We start from the raw sequence: 19812 nt of genomic DNA, 5'->3' as shown, positions 1-19812 counted from the left end.
TCACTAGGATTCCCACTCCGGAGTGTCGATCCGGCATCCGGCGCCGTCAAGGGGGCGTCCACGCCTGGGACGTGCGTGTGGTCGGCCGAGCGTGCCGGAGGTCTCCTCAGAAACGGCACCATGTGACATAGTACTGGCGTGGCAAAGGGACTGACCTGCGATGTCGTGGTGGTCGGGGCCGGCATGGTCGGCGCGGCCTGCGCCCTGTACGCCGCGCGGGCCGGGCTCGACGTGCGGGTGGTGGACCGGGGCCCGGTGGCCGGCGGCACCACCGGCGCCGGCGAGGGCAACCTGCTCGTCTCCGACAAGGAACCCGGACCCGAGCTCGAACTTGCCCTGCTGTCCGCCCGGTTGTGGGCACGGCTGGGCGACGAGCTGGGAGCGGCGGTCGAGTACGAGCCCAAGGGCGGCCTCGTGGTCGCCTCCAGCCCCGAGACCCTCGCCGCGCTGCACGCGTTCGCGGCCGGCCAGCGCTCCGCGGGAGTCGTGGCCGACCCGGTGACCGCGGACCGACTGCCCTCCCTGGAACCCCACTTGGCTCCCGGCCTGGCGGGCGGGGTGCACTATCCGCAGGACGCCCAGGTCATGCCCGCCCTCGCCGCCGCCCACCTGCTCCGCGCCTCCGGCGCCCGCCTGCACACGGGCCGGACGGTGACCGGGGTGCTGCGCACGGCCGACGGCGCGGTGGCCGGCGTCCGTACCGACCAGGGCGACCTGCACGCACCGGCCGTGGTGAACGCGGCCGGCACCTGGGGTGGCGACCTCGCGGCGCTCGCCGGCGTCCGGCTGCCGGTGCTCCCCAGGCGCGGCTTCGTCCTGGTCACCGAGCCACTGCCGCGGATGGTGCGGCACAAGGTGTACGCCGCCGACTATGTGGCCGACGTCGCGAGCGACTCGGCCGCCCTGCGCACCTCGCCGGTGGTGGAGGGCACGGCCGCCGGTCCGGTGCTGATCGGCGCGAGCCGGGAGCGGATCGGCTTCGACCGCTCGCTGTCGCTTCCGGCCGTACGGGCGCTCGCGGCCGGGGCCATCGGACTGTTCCCGTTCCTGCAGCGGGTGCGCGCGCTGCGGACGTACGCGGGCTTCCGGCCGTACCTGCCCGACCACCTCCCGGCGATCGGCCCCGACCCCCGCGCGCCGGGGCTGTTCCACGCCTGCGGACACGAGGGCGCCGGCATCGGACTCGCCACCGGCACCGGGCAGTTGATCGCGCAGACGCTCACGGGGAAGACCCCGGAACTGGATCTCACGCCGTTCCGGCCGGAGCGGTTCGAGGGACACGACACCGACCGAGGCGACACGCCATGAATCCCCTGGAGCTGGCCCGGGCCCAGCCCGGCGAGGCCTTCACCGTCACCTTCGACGGGCGGCCCCTCGCGGCCCTGCCCGGGCAGACGGTCGCGGCGGCGCTGTGGGCGGCGGGGGTGACCTCCTGGCGCAGCACCCGCGGGGCCGGCCGGCCGCGCGGGGTGTTCTGCGGAATCGGGGTGTGCTTCGACTGCCTGGTGACCGTCAACGGCCGGGCGAACCAACGGGCTTGCCTGGTGCCGGTACGGCCGGGCGACGTGATCCGCACACAGGAGGGGACGGGACGGGACGATGACTGAGCGAGCGCACCTCGCCGTCGTCGGGGCGGGCCCGGCGGGGCTCGCCGGGGCACTGGCGGCGGCCGCCCGGGGCGTACGGGTCACCCTCGTCGACGCGGCCGAGCAGGCGGGCGGCCAGTTCTACCGGCAGCCCGCCCGGGCCCTCGGCGCCCGCCGCCCCGAGGCCCTGCACCACCAGTGGCGCACCTGGCAGCGCCTGCGGGACGGCATCGACCGGCACATCGACACCGGACACATCACTCACCTGACGGACCACCATGTCTGGTGTGTGCAGCGGGAGTCCGGCAGTTTCACCGTGCACGCCCTGCGCGGCCCCGCGCAGGAGGAAGGGGTCTCCGTCCGCGCCGACTCCGTCCTGCTCGCCACCGGCGGGTACGAGCGCGTGCTGCCCTTCCCCGGCTGGACGCTTCCCGGTGTCGTCACGGCCGGCGGCGCGCAGGCCATGCTCAAGGGCGGACTGGCGCTGCCCGGCCGCACGGTCGTGGTCGCCGGCACCGGACCGCTGCTGCTTCCGGTGGCCACGGGGCTCGCCGCGGCCGGGGCGCGAGTGGCCGCGCTGGTCGAGTCCGCCGCCCCCGGCGCCGTACTGCGCCGCACTCCGGCCCTCGCGGCGGAGCCCGGCAAGCTCGCCGAAGGCGCCTGGTACGCGGCGCGGTTGCTGCGGCACAAGGTGCACACACTGCCCCGGCACACCGTGCTGGAGGCGCACGGCACCGACCGGCTGGAGGCGGTCACCGTCGCCGCGCTGGAGAGGGACGGCCGGATCAGGCCCGGCGGCGCGCGCCGCATCCCCTGTGACGCCCTCGCCGTCGGTCACGGCATGCTGCCGCACACCGACCTCGCCGAGACCCTCGGCTGCACCCTGACCGGCACGGACGTACGGGTCGACGACGAGCAGCGCACCGACGTGCCCGGCGTCTGGGCCGCCGGGGAGACCACCGGGATCGGTGGCGCGGCCCTCGCGCTCGCCGAGGGACACATCGCGGGCCGCTCGATCGCCGCCCGTCTGCGCGGCACCGCACCCGACCCGCGCTCCTGGGCGGCGGCCGCCCGGGCCAGGGCCCGGCAGCGGGCCTTCTTCGCGGCCCTGGAGACGGTGTACGCGCCGCCTGCGGGCTGGGCCGACCGGATCACGGACGACACGGTCGTGTGCCGGTGCGAGGAGGTCACCGCCGGTCAGGTCCGTACGGCCGCCGGCGCGCTCGGCGCGGGGGATCTGCGCACCGCGAAGCTGCTCACCCGGGCCGGGATGGGCTGGTGCCAGGGCCGGATGTGCGCGCCCGCGGTGGCCGGCCTGACCGGATGCCCGCTCGCTGCGGGCCGCCGCCCCTTCGCCCGGCCGGTACCGCTCGGCGTCCTGGCCGCGTTGCCGGAGACCGCATCACCGGACTGAATCACCCCAAGGGGGACCTGTCCACAGGTCACCACACTCAGTAATATGTCACACCTCATCGGATGGGGGACCTCCGCATGGCCCAGTCACCGAACCGTCCCTGGCGCGGCGTGCTCGTCGCCACCGCCCTCCCACTGCGCGACGACCTCTCGATCGACTACGACCGCTATGCCGAGCACTGCGCCTGGCTGGTCGGACACGGCTGCGACGGCGTCGTACCGAACGGCTCGCTCGGCGAGTACCAGGTGCTCACTCCCGAGGAACGCGCCCGGGTGGTGGAGACGGCCGTGGCGGCGATCGGCGGCGCGCGGGTGATGCCGGGCGTCGCCGCGTACGGCTCGGCCGAGGCCCGGCGCTGGGCCGAGCAGGCGGGCGAGGCCGGCTGCGCGTCGGTGATGCTGCTGCCGCCCAACGCCTACCGCGCCGACGAGCGTTCCGTCCTCGCCCACTACGCCGAGGTCGCGCGCGCGGGACTGCCGGTGGTGGCGTACAACAACCCGATCGACACTAAGGTCGACCTGGTGCCCGAACTCCTCGCACGGCTCCACGGCGAGGGCCACATCCACGGCGTCAAGGAGTTCTCCGGTGACGTCCGCCGCGCCTACCGCATCGCCGAACTCGCCCCGGAACTGGACCTGTTGATCGGCGCCGACGACGTCCTGCTGGAGCTGGCCGTGGCGGGCGCCAAGGGCTGGGTGGCCGGGTATCCGAACGCGCTCCCCAAGGCCTCGGTGCAGTTGTACCGCGCCGCGGTCGCCGGGGACCTCACCACCGCGCTTCCCCTGTACCGGCAGCTCCACCCGCTGCTGCGCTGGGACTCGCGGGTGGAGTTCGTGCAGGCGATCAAACTGTCCATGGACGTCGTCGGCCGGTACGGCGGCCCGGTGCGCGCACCGCGCGTTCCGCTGCTCCCGGAGCAGGAGGCCCAGGTCCGGGCCGCCACCGAGAAGGCCGTCGCCGCGGGCCTCGCATAAGCGCGCACAAGGGAGTCGGATCATGCGCAGCACACTCGTCCTGCACGCCGTCGACTCGCACACCGAGGGCATGCCGACCCGGGTGATCATCGGCGGGATCGGCACCGTGCCGGGTGCGACGATGAACGAGCGGCGGCTGTACTTCCGGGAACACCGCGACCACGTCAAGCGGTTGCTGATGAACGAGCCGCGGGGCCACTCCGCGATGAGCGGCGCGATCCTGCAGCCGCCGACCCGGCCCGACTGCGACTGGGGCGTCATCTACATCGAGGTCTCCGGTTATCTGCCGATGTGCGGGCACGGCACCATCGGTGTGGCGACCGTGCTGGTGGAGACCGGCATGGTGGAGGTGGTGGAGCCGGTGACCACGATCCGGCTCGACACCCCGGCGGGGCTGGTGGTCGCCGAGGTGTCGGTGGAGGACGGGGCCGCGCGGAGCGTGACCCTGAAGAACGTGCCGTCGTTCGCCGTCGGCCTGGACCGCAAGATCACCCTGCCCGACGGGCGCACGGTCACCTACGACCTCGCCTACGGCGGCAACTTCTACGCGATCCTCCCGCTCGACGCCTTCGGGCTGCCCTTCGACCGCGCCCGCAAGGACGACATCCTCGCGGCCGGTCTGACCCTGATGGACGCGATCAACTCCGAGGCGGAGCCGGTGCATCCGGAGGATCCCTCCATCCACGGCTGCCACCACGTCCACCTGTACGCGCCCGGCGCCACGGCACGCCACTCGCGCCACGCGATGGTCATCCACCCCGGCTGGTTCGACCGCTCCCCCTGCGGAACCGGCACGAGCGCGCGCATGGCGCAGCTGCACGCGCGCGGCGAACTGCCGTTGCACACCGAGTTCGTGAACGAGTCCTTCATCGGCACCCGGTTCACCGGACGGCTGCTGGGCACGACGCAGGTCGCGGGCCGCCCGGCCGTCCTGCCCAGCTTCACCGGCCGCGCCTGGATCACCGGCACCGCCCAGTACCTCCTGGACCCCACCGACCCCTTCCCGGAGGGCTTCGTCCTCTAGAGCGTCCTCTAGACTCACTCGGTGATGCGTGACATGGCACAGAACACGCGCGGCACGGAGATGCCCGCGCTCCCCCGGCTCGGCGGCCGGCGCAGCAGCTACCGCGAGCGGGTCGCCGACGCGCTGCGCGCCGCGCTGATCGCGGGCGAGCTGCGGCCGGGCGAGGTCTACTCCGCGCCCTCGCTCGCCGCCCGCTTCGGCGTCTCGGCGACGCCGGTGCGGGAGGCGATGCTGGACCTGGCCAAGGAGGGACTGGTCGACACCGTGCCGAACAAGGGCTTCCGGGTCACCGTCGTCTCCGACAAGCAGCTGGACGAGTACACGCACATCCGGGCCCTGATCGAGATACCGACCGTCGTGGAGCTCGCCCGCACCGCCGACCGCGTCTCGCTGGAGGCGCTGCGGCCGGCGGCCCGCGAGATCGTCACGGCGGCGGTGGCGGGCGACCTGATCGCCTATGTCGAGGCCGACACCCGCTTCCATCTCGGTCTGCTCGCCCTGGCCGGCAACGCCCACCTGGTCGAGGTGGTCGCCGACCTGCGCAAACGCTCCCGCCTCTACGGCCTGACGGCACTGGTGGAGGCCGGCCGGCTGCTCGCCTCCGCCGAGGAGCACCTGGAGCTCCTCGACGCCCTGCTGGAACGGGACGAGAAGGCCGTCCACGCGATCATGACCCGTCATCTGGGGCACGTCCGCAGCCTGTGGGCCGGCGGCGGAGCCTAGTCCCGCAGCGCGCCGGCCAGGTCGACGGTCCGGCGCAGCTGGTCGCGGGTGAGCCGCCGGCCGTCCGCGATCAGCTCGCCCAGCCCCGTGCCGGTCGTCCGCCGCGCAACCTCGCACGGGGCGGCTCCGGTGAGCACGGCGAGGTCGGGGGGCGAGGATGGGGAGGCCGTACGGCGACAGTTCCACGGCGTGCCGCACGAGGCCCGGGACCAGGTGGCCGGCCCAGGAGTCCACGGGTGCGAGTTCCTCCGGGACCTCCTGACCGGCCGGCACGAATACGTCCGCCGCGTGCAGGCCCAGCGCCAGGCCGACCCGCCGCGGCAGCGCGGCTGATGCCGGGCCGCCGTCGAGCGCGCCCCGCAGCCACTCCTCCGGCACGCCGGCCTGCCGGGACAGCGAGCCGCCGGGGTGGCCTCTTCCGTGCTCATGCCGTCAGATCATCGCACCCGTGGCGCTCCCCCCGCGGGTCCGGGGCGCCGGATATCTCGCGGTGCAGACACCGCGACAGTGGACTTTTTCCAGCAGCAGCCCGTCCGGACGGCACAAGAAACGGCGATTTTGCGGCGGGCAGGGGCATCCCGGACCATGGCTGAGTCCCGGCGATCCTGGGACATCTGTTCGATGAGAGGCGCACCACCCATGCACGTCACCGGAACCGCCCCCCAGCCGGCTCCGGCCCCCTCCGAGGAGCTCGAGGCTGCCGTCGGAGACCTTCCCGGCACCACCGGCGTCACGGACGCCCACGGTTCCCCCGGCAAGCACGCCCGCCGCTTCGGTCTGCCGGTCGCGACCGCGCTGGTCATGGGCAACATCATCGGCGGCGGCATCTTCCTGCTCCCCGCCTCCATCGCCCCGTACGGCTGGGTCAGCCTGGTGGCCTTCGGTGTGCTGACGGTGGGTGCCATCGCGCTCGCGCTGGTCTTCGGCCGGCTCGCCGCGCGCGACCCCCGTACCGGCGGCCCCTATGTCTACGCCCGCGAGGCCTTCGGCGACTTCGCCGGATTCCTCGCCGCCTGGGCGTACTGGATCACCACCTGGGTGTCCAACGCGGCGCTCGCCGTGGCCGCCGTCGGCTACCTGGACGTCCTGGTCCCGGTCAACGACCACAAGTGGACCGCGTGTCTGGCCGCCCTGGTCCTGCAGTGGCTGCCGGCCCTCGCCAACTTCGCCGGCACCCGGTACGTGGGTGCGGTCCAGCTGGTCTCGACGGTGCTGAAGTTCGTGCCGCTGCTGCTCGTCGCGGTCGGCGGGCTGTTCTTCTTCGACCCGTCCCGGCTCGGACCGTTCAACTCCAGTGGTCACAGCGCGATCGGCGCCGTGTCCGCCTCCGCCGCCCTGCTGCTCTTCTCCTACCTCGGGGTGGAGTCCGCCGCGGTGAGCGCGGGCGAGGTGAGGAACGCGCGCCGCAACGTGGGGCGCGCCACCGTGATCGGCACCGCGGGTGCCGCGCTGGTCTACCTGCTGGGCACGCTGTCCGTCTTCGGCACGGTGGCGCACAACCGGCTGGTGGCCTCCACGGCCCCCTTCTCCGACGCCGTGAACGCGATGTTCGGGGGGAGCTGGGGCGGTACGGCGGTGGCGCTGGCGGCGCTGGTGTCGATGACCGGCTGCCTCAACGGCTGGACGCTGCTGAGCGCGCAGACCCCGTACGCCGCGGCCAAGGACGGCCTGTTCCCGGCCGCCTTCGCGCGCCGCCGGCGGGGCGTGCCGACGGTCGGCGTCGGCGTCACGGTCGTCCTGTCCTCCCTCCTCACGGCATACAACTACCTGTCCGGTTCGGCGAAGGTCTTCGACGTCCTGGTCCTCGTCACCACGTTCACCGCGACCGTGCCGTACCTGCTGGCGACCGCCGCGCAGCTCTTCCACCTGGTCTCCGGCAGGTCGGTGGACCGGACGCGTCTGGTGCGGGACTCGGTGATCACCGCGATCGCGGCCGCCTTCTCGGTCTGGCTGATGGCGGGCGCCGGCTACGCGGCGGTGTACCAGGGCGTGCTGTTCCTGTTCGTCGGCATCCTGGTCTACGCGGTGATGGCGGCGCGGCGGCAGCGCCACGCGACATAGCCGGCGGGCCGGGGCCGTCAGCGCTGCCAGCTCACCGGCGAGTGGTACGGGGCACTGCGCTCGGGGCGGTTCCAGTGCGGGACGACCGGAACGGCCGCACGGTCCTCTCCGGCCACGCCCACGCGCGAGAGCAGGACTGCGACGAGGGCGGCGAGTTCGTCCTCGTCGAGCCGACCGCGCTCGACGCGCACGAGGGGCTGTTCCGCGACCACGGTGGTCATGGGGTACTCCTTCCGCCCCGGGAACGGGGCCGCCGGGTCACTGGGGCGGGTTGCCGTGCTTGCGGACGGGCAGGGCGGCGTGCTTGGTCCGCAGCATGCGCAGGGACCGGATCAGCACGCGGCGGGTGCCGGCGGGATCGATGACGTCGTCGAGCCGACCGCGCTCGACGCGCACGAGGGGCTGTTCCGCGACCACGGTGGTCATGGGGTACTCCTTCCGCCCCGGGGACGGGGCCGCCGGGTCACTGGGGCGGGTTGCCGTGCTTGCGGACGGGCAGGGCGGCGTGCTTGGTCCGCAGCATGCGCAGGGACCGGATCAGCACGCGGCGGGTGTCGGCGGGATCGATGACGTCGTCGACCAGACCGCGCTCGGCCGCGTAGTAGGGGTGCATCAGCTCGGCCTTGTACTCCTTGACCAGCTTCTGACGCATGGCCTCGGGGTCCTCCGCCTCCGCTATCCGGCGGCGGAAGATCACGCCCGCGGCCCCCTCGGCGCCCATCACCGCGATCTCGTTGGCCGGCCACGCGTACGACAGGTCGGTGCCGACCGAGCGGGAGTCCATGACGATGTAGGCGCCGCCGTACGCCTTGCGCAGGATCACCTGGACGCGCGGCACGGTGGCGTTGCAGTACGCGTACAGCAGTTTGGCGCCGTGCCGGATGATCCCGCCGTGCTCCTGGTCCACGCCCGGCAGGAAGCCGGGGACGTCCAGGAGGGTGACCAGGGGGATGTTGAAGGCGTCGCACATCTGCACGAAGCGGGCCGCCTTCTCCGAGGCGTTGATGTCCAGCACCCCGGCCAGGGACTGCGGCTGGTTGGCGACGAGCCCGACCACCTGGCCGTCCAGCCGGGCCAGCGCCACGATCACATTGGTCGCCCAGCGCTCGTGGACCTCCAGGTACTCGCCCTCGTCCACGACCGCCTCCAGGACGGCCCGCATGTCGTAGGCGCGGTTGCCGTCCTCCGGGACCAGGTCGAGCAGTTCCGCGCAGCGCCGGTCGGCGGGGTCCCCGGTGGACTGGGCGGGCGGGGTCTCACGGTTGTTCTGCGGCAGCAGGGACAGCAGATAGCGGACCTCCTCCAGACAGGTCTGCTCGTCGTCGTAGGCGAAGTGGCACACCCCCGACAGCTCGGCGTGCACGTCCGCCCCGCCCAGGCCGTCCTGGGAGACCTGTTCCCCTGTCACGGCCCGGACGACGTCGGGGCCGGTGATGAACATCTGCGAGGTCTCCCGGACCATGAACACGAAGTCCGTCAGCGCCGGCGAGTAGGCGGCGCCGCCCGCGCAGGGCCCCAGCATCACGGAGATCTGCGGGATCACCCCGGAGGCCCTGGTGTTGCGGGTGAAGATGCCCCCGTAGCCGGCCAGGGCGGTCACGCCCTCCTGGATGCGGGCGCCGGCGCCGTCGTTGAGGGAGACCAGCGGGGCACCGGCCGCGATGGCCAGGTCCATGACCTTGTGGATCTTCTCGGCGTGCGCCTCCCCCAGCGCCCCGCCGAAGATGCGGAAGTCGTGCGCGTAGACGAAGACGGTCCGCCCGTGCACGGTCCCCCAGCCGGTCACCACCCCGTCGGTGTGCGGCTTTCGCTGTTCCAGCCCGAATCCGCTCGCCCGGTGCCGCCGCAGCGGCTCCACCTCGTGGAACGAGTCCTCGTCCAGCAGCAGCGCGATCCGCTCACGCACCGTCAGCTTCCCCTTGGCGTGCTGGGTCCGCGTCGCCTTCTCGCTCGGGCCGGCCTGGACCCGGCCGCGGAGCTGACGGAGTTCTTCGACACGCTCGGTCAGCATCTGGCTCCTCGTCGGTCGGGGCGGGGCGCGGCGAGCCGCCGGCGGCTGCCGTCCGCCGCCCCGCCGTGCGCCTGTGCTCACCCGTCCGTCTCTATCCCGGCCACCTTGAGGGCGGCTCGAATGCCGCTCCGGTCCGGGCCCCCGCACACCGTGTTCCCTCCCGCATAGCCAGATTTGAGGCCCCCTCTAGGCCAGGCCGCAAACATCTGAGCCCGGAACGGAAAGCTGCGCCATCGGAAGTTGCGGCCTCAAAGGGATGCAGATGAGCATTGTGAAAAGTAGTCCGTCCGGTAATGCCGAGGACAAGCGCATCGCGGCAATCACCAGCCTGCGTGAGATCTCGCTCGCCGCGGCCGCCCCGGCGGCGCTGCGGGCGGCCATCCTCGTCGGCGTCGCCGACGAGATCGGCGACCGGCCCGTCGCGGTCGAGCGGTTGGCGAAGAGCCTGAAGGTGGACGCCGGGGTCCTCGGGCGGCTCCTCCTCACCCTGGAGCAGTACGGCGTCTTCGCCCGGGCGGAGGACGGATACGCGCACACGCCCACCTCCCGGCTGCTGCGCGAGGACGACCCGCAGAGCCTGAAGTACTGGGTGCTCTGGGTCACCGAGCCGTGGGCCTGGGAATTGTGGCCGCACCTCGAAGAGGCCGTGCGGAACACCGGCAAGGACCTCTTCGAAGAGAAATACGGCGCCGAATTCTTCGCGTACCTCCACAAGGAGTGGCCGGCGTCGACCGAGATTTTCAACAAATCCCAGACCGAGCTGAGCCGGCTCACCTCCGCGGCGCTCGCGGAAGCACTGGATCTCAGCGGTTTCCGCACCCTCGCGGATGTCGGCGGCGGCCGCGGCTACACGCTGTCGACCCTGCTGGAGAAGAACCCGCACCTGCGGGGAACCCTGGTCGACCTGCCCGCGGCGGTCGCCCACCCGGACCCCCGGCTCCGCCCCGACGGCGCACTGGCGTCCCGTGCCCGCGTCATGGAGGGCAACTGCCTCGAGAAGATCCCGGTGGAGGCGGACGTCTACCTCTTCAAGAGCATCCTCGAGTGGGACGACGACCGGACCGTCACCGCGCTGCGCAACGCCGTCGCGGCGGGCCGGCCCGACAGCCGGATCCTCATCGCGACGAACCTGGTCGACGACAGTCCGGAGATCCGCTACGCGACCGGCATCGACCTGCTGTTCCTGCTGAACACCAACGGCAAGCGGCACACCAGGAGCGGCATCGCCGGTCTGGTCGAGCGGGCCGGTCTCCGGGTCGACGGCGTCAGCGAGGTCAGGCCTCTCCTGCACGTGGTCGAGGCTTCCGTCCCCCAGTGACCGAGGAGGCCGACGTGAGCACCCCGACGATGGCGCCGCCCGGCGGCGCCGAGCACGCCGCCAACACGGCCCTGGCGGAGATCCTCTTCTCGCCCGAGGGCAGGACCGACCCGTACTCGCGCTACCACCGCCTGCGGGAGGCCGTGCCCGTGCACCGCAGCCCCCTCGGGATCTGGGTGCTCAGCCGCTACGACGACGTCTTCGAGGCGTTGCGCGACAAGCGGGTCGGCAAGGACGTGTACACCTTCCTGTCCGGCCGGTTCAACGGCGAGTGGGAGCAGCACGCCGCGCTGCGCAAGCTGGCCACCAGCATGCTGTGGGCCAACCCGCCCGAGCACACCAGGCTGCGCCGGATCATCAACCAGGCCTTCACCGCCAAGCGGGTGATGGCGCATCAGGAGTTCATCGTCCGGAAGGTCGACGAACTCCTCGAGCCCTTCGCCAGGGCCGGTGGCGGCGACATCTGCAACGACTTCTGCTACCTGCTGCCCATCAGCGTCGTCGCCGGGCTCGTCGGCGTCCCGCAGGAGGAGGCGCCGCTGCTGCGGGAGCCGATCCGGAACTTCCAGCGGACCTTCGAACTGGGCATGACCGCCCTGGAACTGCGGGTGGCCGACGAGGGGGCGGCGTTCCTCGACGACTACTTCGCTGCGCTCGTACGGCACAAGCGGCGCCGGCCGGGCGACGACCTGCTCTCCGCGCTGATCGCCGCAGAGGACGAGGATCCGCTGGACGACCTGGAACTCGCCGGGATCTGCCACATGCTCATCGCGGCCGGTTCCGAGACCGCCACGCACTTCCTGAACAACGGCATCCGGCTGTTCATCGAACACCCCGACCAGGCTGACCTGGTGCGCGCCGACCCCGGCCTGCTGAAGGGCGCGATCGAGGAGGTGCTGCGGTTCGATCCGCCCGTCCACATGCTCCCCCGGACGGTCGGCGAGCCGCTGGAGATCGGCGGCGTGGAGATTCCGGCGGGCTCGCGGATGATGATGCTGATCGCCGCGGCCAACCGCGACCCGGCGCGCTACACGGACCCCGACGTGTTCGATGTGACCCGCGACGAGGGCATGTCGATCTCCTTCGGCGCCGGCATCCACGGCTGCCCCGGCTGGCGGCTCGCACGCCTGCAGGCCGAGGCGGTCTTCACCGCGCTGCTCCAGCGGTTCCCGCACCTGGAGATCGCCGAACCGCCGCGCCCGCAGCCGCGGGTGACCCTGCCCGGGCTCGAAGCCCTGCGCATCCGGATGGGAACCGCCCCCGGGGAGGCACGGTGACCACCGACACCGGGATCCGCTTCCTGTCCGAGGCGTACCTGGCGGAACTGGAGACGCTGACGCCGGGAGAACAGCAGGCGCTGCCGCACGTGAACGTCCGGCTGCAGTTCCACGCGACCGGCACCCCCGAGGGCACGGTGGACTACTACGTCCTGATCGGCCAGGGCGTCGTCACGGGGGCCGGCCGCGGCCGGCTCCCGGACAGCGACCTCGCCATCACGGCCGCGTACCAGGACCTGGCCGACTTCCAGGCCGGCGACCTGCACGCCGCCACGGCCTTCGTCACCGGGCAGTTCGCGGTCACCGGGGACAAGGCGAAGCTGCTGGAGCTGATGGTGGTGCTGCAGTCGGGGCGCTACCACGAGTTCACCGCTGACCTGTGGTCCCGGACCACACGATGACGCACGAGCCACCGAAGCCAAGAGGAGGACGACCAATGCGGAGTCAGTACGACGTCATCGTCGTGGGCGGAGGCCCCAGCGGCGCCGCGGCCTCGGGACTGCTGTCCATGTGGGGGCGCCGGGTGCTCCTGCTGGAGAAGGAGAAGTTCCCGCGCTACCACATCGGGGAGTCGCTCATTCCCGGTGTCATGCCGGTCATCAGGGAACTGGGCGCGGCCAAGGCCCTGGAGGAGCTGGGCGCGCAGCGCAAGAACGGTGTGACGCTGATCTGGGGGCCGAGCCCCGAACCCTGGACCATCCGCTTCGACGAGATAGCGACGAACGCCCCGGTCGAGGAGTCGGCCCCGCGCCCCTACGCCTACGAGGTCAAGCGGGCGGAGTTCGACAACATGCTGCTGACCCACTCCCGGCGGCTCGGCACCACGGTCGTCGAGGAGGCGTACGTCCGCGAGGCGATCTTCGAGGGCGACCGGTGCACCGGCGTGCGGTACAGCCCGGCCCACTCCGACGAGGTCGTCGAGGTGCGCGCCCCGCTGGTCGTCGACGCCTCCGGCCAGGCCAAGTTCATGGGCAGGCGGTTCGACAGCGTCGACTGGCACCAGGATCTGAAGAACCTGGCCGTCTGGACGTACTACCAGGGCGGAAGCCGTCTCGCCGGGGAGGACGCCGGCAACATCGTGGTCGAGGCCTGCCCGCCGGGCTGGCTGTGGATGATTCCGTTCAGCGACAACACCTGCAGCGTCGGATATGTCGCCCCCAGCGAGAAGTTCGCCACCTCGGACCTGTCGCCCGCCGACATGCTCTACCGGCAGATCGGCGAGACCGAGCAGATCCGGCGCATGCTCTCCGGGGCCGTCGAGGTGGCCCAGGTGCGCACGGCCAAGGACTGGTCGTACACCTGCGAGCGGATGAGCGGACCCGGCTTCCTGCAGGTCGGCGATGCCGCCGCGTTCATCGACCCGCTGTTCTCCACCGGCGTGATGCTGGCCCTCAAGGGCGGCTCGCTGGCGGCGCACGCCGCGCACCGGATCCTCGACAAGCCGGAGTCCGAGCCAGAGCTGCTGCACAGCTACGAGAAGGAGTACCACGCGGTCCTCGACGTGGTGGTCGACTTCGTGCGGTTCTTCTACGACCAGAACAAGGAGGTCGAGGAGTACTTCGAGAAGGCGCGCGACCTCATCGACCCCGAGGAGCAGCGCAAGGCCCGGGAGGACTTCATCGTCCTCGTCTCCGGCCTGGCCAAGGCGGTCGAGGGCTGGCAGCTGCACTAGGCGCGGGCCGAGTGCCCCGCCGTACACGAGAGGTTGGCTGAGGTCGACGATGAACCAGACTGTGCCGGTCAGTGACATCGATCCCTTCTCGCTCGACGTCCTGACCGATCCGTATCCGGCGTACGAGCGGCTGCGCGAGGCCGGGCCGGTGGTGTGGCTGGAGCGCCATGGCGTGTGGGCGTCGGCGCGCTTCAGCGCGGTGCGCGCCGCCGTGCTCGACCACGAGACGTTCAGTTCCGCCGCGGGGGTCGGGCTCGCGGACCTGCGTCGGCAGCCCGGTCCCTCGCAGGCGGACGCCGGGATGGCCGGCGCCGGCCGGGGGACGGGCTGGCGCACCCCCAGCCTGCTGCTGGAACAGGACCAACCCGACCACACCCGGGCCCGGCGCGTGGTCGGTTCGGTGCTCTCCCCCAGCGCGATACGGGCGAAGACCGAGTCGTGGACCGCGCAGGCCGAGTCCATGGTGGGGCAGCTGGTCGACACCGGCGAGTTCGACGGGATCAGCCGGCTGGCCCAGGAGCTGCCGCTGCGTCTGTTCGCCGACGCGGTCGGCCTGCCCAGGGAGGGGCGCGGGGAGAACCTGTTGCCTTTCGCGGACTTCGCGTTCAACGCCTTCGGGCCGCCCAACGAGCTGTTCCGGAAGTCCGTGGCGGGCGGCGACGCGACCCTGCCCTGGGTGGTGCGGCACTGCTACCCCGACCGGCTCAGCCCGGACGGATGGGGCGCGCAGATCCACCGGCTCGCCGAAAGCGAGGGGTACAGCCTCGACGAAGGGGCCGTACTCGTACGGTCGTTGCTGGCCGCGGGCATCGACACCACGGTGCGGGGCCTGGGTTCGGTGCTGTGGCTGCTCGCCACGCACCCGGAGCAGTACGCCGCGCTGCGCGCCCGGCCCGACCTGATCCGGGCGGCGTTCGACGAGGCCGTACGCCTGGAGTCGCCGACCCGGATGTTCTTCCGGGCCGTCGTGAAGGACACGGTGCTGGACGGGGTGGAACTGCCCGCCGGGGAGAAGATCCTGCTGCTCTTCGGTGCGGCCAACCGGGATCCGCGCCGCTGGGACCGCCCCGACGAGTTCGACATCACCCGCAGGTCGGGCGGACACCTCGGGTTCGGGGCCGGCATCCACGCCTGCGTCGGGCGGATCGTCGCCTATCTGGAGGCGGACGTCATGCTCCGGGCGCTCACGCGGCACGCCGCGGCGATCGAGACGAGCAGTCCGCCGCGCTGGCATCTGAACAACACGACCCGGGGTCTGGCGGAACTCCCGCTCACGCTCAGCTCCAGCGCGTGAGGCCCCGCCCGCACCGCATCGAACCTCCCAGCCGAAAGAAGGAGAAGATGGCCGTTTCTGACCCCTGGTGGTCGGAGCACGACGGTTACGCCGCCCGGATCATGTCGCGTCTGGCCATGGACCCCGACCGCACCGCCGTGCACTGGCGCGGCCGGGCGATCGGGGCCGGCGAACTGGCCGGCTCGGTCGCCCGGACGGCACACGCCCTGCGGGACGCGAAGGTCGGCCCGGGCAGCGTGCTGGGCGTCCTGGTGGCGCCGAACAGCCCCGACATGCTGTCGGCACGGTACGCGGCCCACCTGGTCGGCGCCGCCGTCTGCTACCTGCGCTCCACCAACGCCGGTTCGACCGTCCCGGTGCTCTCCACGGACGAGCAGCTGCGGATCCTGCTCGACACCGGCGCCGCCGCCCTGCTCACCGACCCCGAGAACGAGGACCGGGCGAGGATTCTCGCCGAGCGGGCCCGCGGCCGCGTCACGGTGATCCGGACCGCGGACCTGCCCGCGCCGGGCGACCCCGGACCCGCTGCCCTCTGGTCGCCGGAGGCGGCCGCCGTCATCGGCCTGACCAGTGGCAGCACCGGCCGGCCCAAGGGGATCCTGCTGTCCGCGCGCGCCTGGACGAGCCGCGTCGAGGCGGCGTCGGCCTCCGCCACACCGGACGAAGAGGTCAGGATCCTGGTCACGACCCCGCTGAGCCACACCGTCGGCCCGATGGCCGACGCGGTCCTCGCCTCCGGGGGCCGCGTGGTCCTGCACGAGCAGATGCGCCCGGAGGAGGCACTGCGGGCCATCGCGGAACACCGCATCACCCGGATGTACCTGGCCACTCCGCAGGTGTACGAGATGGTCGACCAGTACCGCGTCACCAAGGCCGACCTGTCCTCGCTCCGCCAGCTGATCTACGGCGGCTGTCCCGCCTCGCCCACCCGGATCGCCGAGGCCGCCGAGGCGTTCGGGCCGGTGCTGGTCCAGGGGTACGGGGCCAGCGAGAGCGGCCGCATCACCTTCCTCGGCCCGCGCGACCATCTGGACCCCGAGCTGGCGGTAACCGTGGGCCGGCCGTTCCCGGGCGTCCGGATCAAGGTCTGCGTCCCCGGCACCGACGAGGAGGTGGCCGTGGGCGAGACCGGCGAGGTGTGCGTGAACTCGCCGCATCTGATGGACGGTTACTGGCAGGACCCGGCGCGCACGGCCCAGGCGCTGCGCGGTGGCTGGTACCGCACCGGAGACCTCGGCCACCTGGACGAGCAGGGGCGGCTGCATCTGCTCGACCGGATCGCCGACGTCATCAAGACCGAGGGCATCAAGGTGTACCCGGCCGTCGTCGAGCGGGAGATCCTCCGGATGCCCGGGGTGGCCCAGGCGGCGGTCTACGGCATCCGGGACGGCTACCGGATCGAGCACATCCACGCGGCGATCGTGCTCCGCGAGGGCGCGCGTGTCACGCCCGCCGAAGTCCGCGACCAGGTCAGGACGGCACTGTCCGCACTGCACGCACCCGAAGAAGTCCTGCTGCTCGACACGATGCCGCTCAGCGCGTCCGGCAAGCCGGACAAGGCACGGCTGCGCCGGGAGACCGGCGCGCTGGTCGGCACCGCGTCTGGAAGGTGACCCACGAACATGAACGCACACCTTGAGCACTTCACCCGTGAGATGGCCGCATTCGCCGACCGCAAGAGGGAGTTCCTGGAGATAGGCAGGCGGGCCGGGCTGTTCCCGAGCGCCATCGCCCGGCGGGACGGCGGCGCCGGCGAGCAGGAGATCAGTGTCTGGTGCAGCAACGACTACCTCGGCATGGGCCAACACCCCGTCGTGCTGGAGGCGGTCAAGGACGCGGTGGACGCCTTCGGCGCCGGTTCGGGCGGCTCGCGCAACATCGGCGGCACGAACCACTACCACGTGCTGCTGGAGAAGGAACTCGCGTCGCTGCACGGCAAGGAGGCCGCGGTCGTCTTCCCGTCCGGTTACACCGCCAACGACGGTGCGCTGTCGGTGCTGGCCGGCCGGGCGCCGGGGACCCTCGTCTTCTCCGACGAGCTCAACCACGCCTCGATCATCGACGGCCTGCGGCACAGCCGTGCGGAGAAGAAGATCTTCCGGCACAACGACACCGCCCATCTGGACGAGCTGCTCGCCGCCGCGGACCCGGACCGGCCGAAGCTGATCGTCCTGGAGTCGGTGTACTCGATGTCCGGCGACGTGGCCCCGCTCGCCGAGGTGGCCGCTCTCGCCGCCCGGTACCGGGCCACCACCTATGTCGACGAGGTCCACGCGGTCGGCATGTACGGTCCGCAGGGCGCGGGCATCGCGGCGCGGGAGGGCCTGGACGGGGAGTTCACCGTCGTCATGGGCACGGTGGCGAAGGGGTTCGGCACCGCGGGCGGGTACGTCGCCGGCCCGGCCGTCCTGATCGACGCGGTGCGCAGCTTCTCCCGTTCGTTCATCTTCACCACCTCGCTGCCGCCGTCGACCGCGGCCGGTGCGCTGGCCGCCGTCCGGCATCTTCGCTCCTCGGAGTACGAGCGGGCCCGGCTCGCCGAGAACGCGCAGCTGCTGCACCGGCTGCTCAGGGAGCGGGGCATCCCGTTCATCTCGGCGGACTCGCACATCGTGTCCGTCTTCGTCGGCGACGACCGGCGGTGCCGCAGGGGCTCCGCGCTGCTGATGGAGCGGCACGGGATCTACGTCCAGCCGATCAACGCGCCGAGCGTGCGGGAGGGCGAGGAGATTCTGCGGGTCGCGCCGTCGGCCACCCACACGACGCAGGACATCGAGAAGTTCGCCGGCGCCCTGGACGGCATCTGGCAGGAACTCGGGCTGCCCACGGCCGTTCCCGGCAAGCCGTGATCTCCCTGGCGGCCGTGCTCGCCGAGTCGGCGGCACGGCGTCCCGGCCATCCCGCGCTCGTCTGCGGGACGGAGGTGCTGACGTACGGGGAACTCTGGCTCCAGGCACGGCGGTTCGCGGCCGTCCTGGCCGAGGACGGGGTCGGGTGCGGTGACACGGTGGCCCTGCTGCTCCCCAACTCACCGCACTTTCCGATGGCGTACTACGGCGCACTGGCGCTGGGCGCCATCGTGGTGCCGGTGCACACGCTGCTGAAGGCGGACGAGATCGAGTACGTGCTGCGGGATTCCGGGGCCGGACTCCTGGTCTGCGACGACACGCTGCCGGGTGAGGGTGTCGAGGCGGCCGCACGCGCGGATGTCCCGCTGCTGGCGGCGCGGCGCCTCGACGCCCGCGCCCGGCGGGCGGTCCCGGTCGCGGACTGGGTGCCGCGGGCGCCCGACGACATCGCCGTGGTGCTCTACACCTCGGGCACCACGGGCCGGCCGAAGGGGGCGTTGCTGACCCATCTGGGGCTGATCCTGAACATCACGGTCAGCATGGTCTCCCCGTTCGCCTTCGGAGCGGACGACGTGCTGCTCGGGGCCCTGCCGTTGTCCCATACGTTCGGTCAGATCTGCGGGATGGGCGTGTGCTTCCGGGCCGGCGCGACCCTGGTGCTGATGCCCGCGTTCGACGCGGCACGCGCCGTCGGCCTGATGGCGGAGCACCGCTGCACGGTGTTCATGGGCGTACCGACGATGTACCTCGCCCTGCTGGAGACCGGCGGCCCGGCCGGCCCCACCCTGCGGCGGGCCTACTCGGGCGGTTCCGCGCTCCCGGTCAAGGTCCTCGAGGAGTTCGAGCGGGAGTTCGGCTGCCCGATCTACGAGGGGTACGGGATGACCGAGACCTCACCGGTGATCGCGTACAACCAGCCGGGTCTGCCCCGCCGGCCGGGTACGGTGGGTTTCCCGGTGTGGGGCGTGCAGGCGGAGATCGCGCGGGCGGACCTGGAGGAACGCGTCGAACTCCTGCCGGCGGGCGAGGTCGGCGAGGTCGTCGTCCGCGGCCACAATGTGATGGCGGGTTACCTCGGGCGCCCGGAGGCGACCGCCGCGGCCGTGGTGGACGGCTGGTTCCGCTCCGGCGACCTCGGTGTCAAGGACGAGGACGGCTACCTCACCATCGTCGACCGCAAGAAGGACATGGTGCTGCGCGGCGGATACAACGTCTATCCGCGTGAGGTCGAGGAAGTGCTGCTGCGTCACCCGGCGGTCGCCCAGGCGGCGGTGATCGGCGTGCCCGATCCCCGGTACGGGGAGGAGGTGTGCGCGGTGGTCCGTACGGTCCCCGGTACGGCGGTCGGACCGGAGCTCGGCGCGGAGATCTCCGCCTGGACCAAGGAACGGCTGGCCGCGTACAAGTATCCGCGCCGGGTCGAGTTCGTCGGGGCGTTCCCGGTCGGCGCGAGCGGAAAGGTCCTCAAGCGCGAACTGGCCGCGCTCTTCGGCCCGGACGCGGTGCGCGGCGGTGCCGGAATCGATTGATCCTTGAGCCGTCTCTGCCAGAGTTGCGGCCGTTCCCGAGCGGGAACCGTGTGACGTGGGGAGGGACGTGCAGTGAGCGA

Annotated in this window: 19 protein-coding genes; 15 read left to right on the top strand and 4 right to left on the bottom strand. The window is 72.2% G+C overall.

Annotation, left to right across the window (positions count from 1 at the left end; genetic code table 11):
- The first annotated feature begins 138 nt into the window (after positions 1-138).
- The 6 genes from ACQPXS_RS39695 (at position 139) to ACQPXS_RS39670 (ending at position 5721) form a co-directional block, all read left to right on the top strand.
- On the top strand, positions 139-1308 hold the full coding sequence (locus tag ACQPXS_RS39695) for an NAD(P)/FAD-dependent oxidoreductase (protein ID WP_433454341.1): 1170 nt from the start codon (positions 139-141) through the stop codon (positions 1306-1308).
- Positions 1305-1607 (top strand): (2Fe-2S)-binding protein, encoded by a 303-nt coding sequence (locus ACQPXS_RS39690; RefSeq protein WP_433454339.1) that lies wholly within the window; start codon positions 1305-1307, stop codon positions 1605-1607. Before ACQPXS_RS39695 ends, ACQPXS_RS39690 begins: the two co-directional genes overlap by 4 nt.
- Positions 1600-3000 (top strand): FAD-dependent oxidoreductase, encoded by a 1401-nt coding sequence (locus ACQPXS_RS39685; protein WP_433454338.1) that lies wholly within the window; start codon positions 1600-1602, stop codon positions 2998-3000. Before ACQPXS_RS39690 ends, ACQPXS_RS39685 begins: the two co-directional genes overlap by 8 nt.
- A gap of 77 nt (positions 3001-3077) precedes the next feature.
- Positions 3078-3974: a dihydrodipicolinate synthase family protein gene (locus ACQPXS_RS39680; protein ID WP_433454337.1), complete on the top strand. Its 897-nt coding sequence runs from the start codon at positions 3078-3080 to the stop codon at positions 3972-3974.
- A 22-nt stretch (positions 3975-3996) separates the two neighbouring features.
- Positions 3997-4998 carry a proline racemase family protein gene (locus tag ACQPXS_RS39675; RefSeq protein WP_433454336.1) on the top strand — a complete coding sequence of 334 codons (1002 nt, stop codon included), beginning with the start codon at positions 3997-3999 and terminating at the stop codon, positions 4996-4998.
- A 33-nt stretch (positions 4999-5031) separates the two neighbouring features.
- Entirely contained in the window at positions 5032-5721 is a 690-nt protein-coding gene (locus ACQPXS_RS39670; RefSeq protein ID WP_356317125.1) for a GntR family transcriptional regulator, read from the top strand.
- On the opposite strand, the gene ACQPXS_RS39665 is transcribed toward ACQPXS_RS39670, so the two are convergent.
- Entirely contained in the window at positions 5718-5858 is a 141-nt protein-coding gene (locus ACQPXS_RS39665) for a hypothetical protein (protein ID WP_433454334.1), read from the bottom strand. The two genes, ACQPXS_RS39670 and ACQPXS_RS39665, sit on opposite strands and share 4 nt — an antisense overlap.
- 502 nt (positions 5859-6360) lie before the next feature.
- Between ACQPXS_RS39665 and ACQPXS_RS39660 the strand changes: the two genes are divergently transcribed.
- On the top strand, positions 6361-7782 hold the full coding sequence (locus ACQPXS_RS39660) for an amino acid permease (RefSeq protein ID WP_433454332.1): 1422 nt from the start codon (positions 6361-6363) through the stop codon (positions 7780-7782).
- A 17-nt stretch (positions 7783-7799) separates the two neighbouring features.
- On the opposite strand, the gene ACQPXS_RS39655 is transcribed toward ACQPXS_RS39660, so the two are convergent.
- From ACQPXS_RS39655 to ACQPXS_RS39645, 3 genes are read right to left on the bottom strand one after another with little or no spacing between them, the layout of a single operon-like run.
- Positions 7800-8003 (bottom strand): acyl-CoA carboxylase subunit epsilon, encoded by a 204-nt coding sequence (locus ACQPXS_RS39655; RefSeq protein WP_433454331.1) that lies wholly within the window; start codon positions 8001-8003, stop codon positions 7800-7802.
- A 37-nt stretch (positions 8004-8040) separates the two neighbouring features.
- Complete coding sequence (locus ACQPXS_RS39650; RefSeq protein ID WP_433454329.1) at positions 8041-8208, bottom strand: carboxyl transferase domain-containing protein; 168 nt, start codon at positions 8206-8208, stop codon at positions 8041-8043.
- A 37-nt stretch (positions 8209-8245) separates the two neighbouring features.
- Positions 8246-9793 (bottom strand): acyl-CoA carboxylase subunit beta, encoded by a 1548-nt coding sequence (locus ACQPXS_RS39645; protein WP_433454327.1) that lies wholly within the window; start codon positions 9791-9793, stop codon positions 8246-8248.
- A gap of 262 nt (positions 9794-10055) precedes the next feature.
- On the opposite strand from ACQPXS_RS39645, the gene ACQPXS_RS39640 reads away from it, so the two are divergent.
- From ACQPXS_RS39640 to ACQPXS_RS39605, 8 genes are read left to right on the top strand one after another with little or no spacing between them, the layout of a single operon-like run.
- Positions 10056-11111, top strand: a complete 1056-nt coding sequence (locus tag ACQPXS_RS39640) for a methyltransferase (RefSeq protein ID WP_433454325.1) — start codon at positions 10056-10058, stop codon at positions 11109-11111.
- Positions 11112-11125: 14 nt separating this feature from the next.
- Positions 11126-12388, top strand: coding sequence for a cytochrome P450 (locus ACQPXS_RS39635; protein ID WP_433454324.1), 1263 nt, complete (start codon positions 11126-11128; stop codon positions 12386-12388).
- Positions 12385-12789 (top strand): SCP2 sterol-binding domain-containing protein, encoded by a 405-nt coding sequence (locus tag ACQPXS_RS39630; RefSeq protein ID WP_433454322.1) that lies wholly within the window; start codon positions 12385-12387, stop codon positions 12787-12789. The genes ACQPXS_RS39635 and ACQPXS_RS39630 overlap by 4 nt, the downstream gene beginning before the upstream one ends.
- A 35-nt stretch (positions 12790-12824) precedes the next feature.
- Complete coding sequence (locus ACQPXS_RS39625) at positions 12825-14060, top strand: NAD(P)/FAD-dependent oxidoreductase (protein ID WP_356317141.1); 1236 nt, start codon at positions 12825-12827, stop codon at positions 14058-14060.
- A gap of 49 nt (positions 14061-14109) precedes the next feature.
- Positions 14110-15354 (top strand): cytochrome P450, encoded by a 1245-nt coding sequence (locus tag ACQPXS_RS39620; RefSeq protein WP_433454320.1) that lies wholly within the window; start codon positions 14110-14112, stop codon positions 15352-15354.
- A 47-nt stretch (positions 15355-15401) separates the two neighbouring features.
- Entirely contained in the window at positions 15402-16967 is a 1566-nt protein-coding gene (locus tag ACQPXS_RS39615) for a class I adenylate-forming enzyme family protein (RefSeq protein WP_433454319.1), read from the top strand.
- Between the two features lie 9 nt (positions 16968-16976).
- Positions 16977-18203 (top strand): 5-aminolevulinate synthase, encoded by a 1227-nt coding sequence (hemA, locus tag ACQPXS_RS39610; RefSeq protein ID WP_433454318.1) that lies wholly within the window; start codon positions 16977-16979, stop codon positions 18201-18203.
- Entirely contained in the window at positions 18200-19732 is a 1533-nt protein-coding gene (locus ACQPXS_RS39605; RefSeq protein ID WP_433454317.1) for a long-chain-fatty-acid--CoA ligase, read from the top strand. The genes hemA and ACQPXS_RS39605 overlap by 4 nt, the downstream gene beginning before the upstream one ends.
- Positions 19733-19812: the final 80 nt, after the last annotated feature.

The organism is Streptomyces sp. CA-142005 (assembly GCF_050942335.1).
Classification (GTDB): Bacteria; Actinomycetota; Actinomycetes; order Streptomycetales; family Streptomycetaceae; genus Streptomyces.
Note: the sequence above shows the minus strand (reverse complement) of the source record. Positions and strands in the feature narration are given on the sequence as shown.

What these genes read in the sequence shown, in the direction of transcription:
- ACQPXS_RS39670 (WP_356317125.1), top strand. Translation starts at nt 5,032, where the DNA reads ATGGCACAGAACACGCGCGGCACGGAGATGCCCGCGCTCCCCCGGCTC.
- ACQPXS_RS39655 (WP_433454331.1), bottom strand. Translation starts at nt 8,003, where the DNA reads ATGACCACCGTGGTCGCGGAACAGCCCCTCGTGCGCGTCGAGCGCGGT.
- ACQPXS_RS39620 (WP_433454320.1), top strand. Translation starts at nt 14,110, where the DNA reads ATGAACCAGACTGTGCCGGTCAGTGACATCGATCCCTTCTCGCTCGAC.
- ACQPXS_RS39690 (WP_433454339.1), top strand. Translation starts at nt 1,305, where the DNA reads ATGAATCCCCTGGAGCTGGCCCGGGCCCAGCCCGGCGAGGCCTTCACC.
- ACQPXS_RS39680 (WP_433454337.1), top strand. Translation starts at nt 3,078, where the DNA reads ATGGCCCAGTCACCGAACCGTCCCTGGCGCGGCGTGCTCGTCGCCACC.
- ACQPXS_RS39640 (WP_433454325.1), top strand. Translation starts at nt 10,056, where the DNA reads ATGAGCATTGTGAAAAGTAGTCCGTCCGGTAATGCCGAGGACAAGCGC.
- hemA (WP_433454318.1), top strand. Translation starts at nt 16,977, where the DNA reads ATGAACGCACACCTTGAGCACTTCACCCGTGAGATGGCCGCATTCGCC.
- ACQPXS_RS39625 (WP_356317141.1), top strand. Translation starts at nt 12,825, where the DNA reads ATGCGGAGTCAGTACGACGTCATCGTCGTGGGCGGAGGCCCCAGCGGC.
- ACQPXS_RS39645 (WP_433454327.1), bottom strand. Translation starts at nt 9,793, where the DNA reads ATGCTGACCGAGCGTGTCGAAGAACTCCGTCAGCTCCGCGGCCGGGTC.
- ACQPXS_RS39650 (WP_433454329.1), bottom strand. Translation starts at nt 8,208, where the DNA reads ATGACCACCGTGGTCGCGGAACAGCCCCTCGTGCGCGTCGAGCGCGGT.
- ACQPXS_RS39615 (WP_433454319.1), top strand. Translation starts at nt 15,402, where the DNA reads ATGGCCGTTTCTGACCCCTGGTGGTCGGAGCACGACGGTTACGCCGCC.
- ACQPXS_RS39660 (WP_433454332.1), top strand. Translation starts at nt 6,361, where the DNA reads ATGCACGTCACCGGAACCGCCCCCCAGCCGGCTCCGGCCCCCTCCGAG.
- ACQPXS_RS39685 (WP_433454338.1), top strand. Translation starts at nt 1,600, where the DNA reads ATGACTGAGCGAGCGCACCTCGCCGTCGTCGGGGCGGGCCCGGCGGGG.
- ACQPXS_RS39675 (WP_433454336.1), top strand. Translation starts at nt 3,997, where the DNA reads ATGCGCAGCACACTCGTCCTGCACGCCGTCGACTCGCACACCGAGGGC.